Below are 1,053 nucleotides of genomic sequence, written 5' to 3' on the forward strand. Positions count from 1 at the left end.
TCTGCGGCCTAAGGCATCGGCGAGCGGCCCGACGAAGAGCTGGCCGACCGCAAACACAACGAAGAAGACGCTGAGCGTAATCGCCAAGTCGCGCGGATCAACGCTAAGTTCGCGTGCGATCGGGGGGAAGGCCGGCAGCATGATGTTGGTCGCCAGGACACCGAGCGCGGCCAGGCTGGCGAGTAGCGTCAACCGTCCACCCCTTAGGCGGGAGGATGGCTCGATCTCCGACAGCGCCTCCGCGCCTGACATGCGTCAGACGTCCGGGCGGCCGACGGCGCCGTCCGCAGCGGTACGGATCACTACCTTGAACCAGCTGTCGCCGGGGGGGGCAAGGCACCCGATTGCAGCCGGCTGTCGAGCGAGTTCAAACTGCTCGCTGCGACCGCGATTGCGGCCCGGTCGTGGATGGCTGAGCGCTCGAGCAAGTACCGGAAAAACGGCCTCTTGTAGCCGTCGAGTGCAAAAGCCGTCATTCTGCGACCTCCAAATAGTCAGGCTTGAAGTGCGCCACGGCCCTGTGGCTCCACGTCGAACACAAGCAGGGTTGAGGTGGCGGTGGCGCACAGTCGCCCGGCGCCGTCGTGCAGCTCCGCCTCGGCAAAAGCGACGCGCCGGCCGACGGAAACGACCCGGCCGGTCGCGCGCACCGTACCGCTGTCCTCGCTGAGACCGCGCAGATAGGAGACCTTCAGCTCCAGCGTCGTATGGCCTCGATGCGGGCCGAGGGTAGAGTGGGTTGCGATTCCGCAAGCGCTGTCGAGCAGGGTCGCAGCGTAGCCGCCGTGGACAGCGCCGAGCGGGTTGTAAACGCTGCGGTCGGGTCTGCCCTCGAACACCACCCGTCCGAGCTCCACCTCGACCAGGTCGAAAGCAAGTGTCTGGCCGATCGGTGCCTTCAGGCCACCGACGAGCATGGCCTTCAGCTGCTCAAGTCCGTCTGGCGCAGTATCAATTCTATCGCTCACCACGCTCACCACGGCTCGTGGAACGGCCGCACCTCGGCCAGGAACGACCAGGCGTCCTTGGGCTGGTGGGCCAGGTGAAAGACCT

At 66.0% G+C, this 1,053-nt stretch carries 2 protein-coding genes; both read right to left on the reverse strand.

Going from position 1 to position 1,053, the window contains the following annotated elements; genetic code table 11:
• The coding region (locus tag DDE10_RS23135) for an MFS transporter (protein WP_284734851.1) at positions 1 to 192 on the reverse strand (192 nt) is incomplete at its 3' end.
• Positions 193 to 494: 302 nt separating this feature from the next.
• Positions 495 to 977 carry a PaaI family thioesterase gene (locus tag DDE10_RS23140; RefSeq protein WP_284734852.1) on the reverse strand — a complete coding sequence of 161 codons (483 nt, stop codon included), beginning with the start codon at positions 975 to 977 and terminating at the stop codon, positions 495 to 497.
• Positions 978 to 1,053: the final 76 nt, after the last annotated feature.

Source organism: Sphingosinicella terrae, from assembly GCF_003347635.1.
Lineage (GTDB): Bacteria > Pseudomonadota > Alphaproteobacteria > Sphingomonadales > Sphingomonadaceae > Allosphingosinicella > Allosphingosinicella terrae.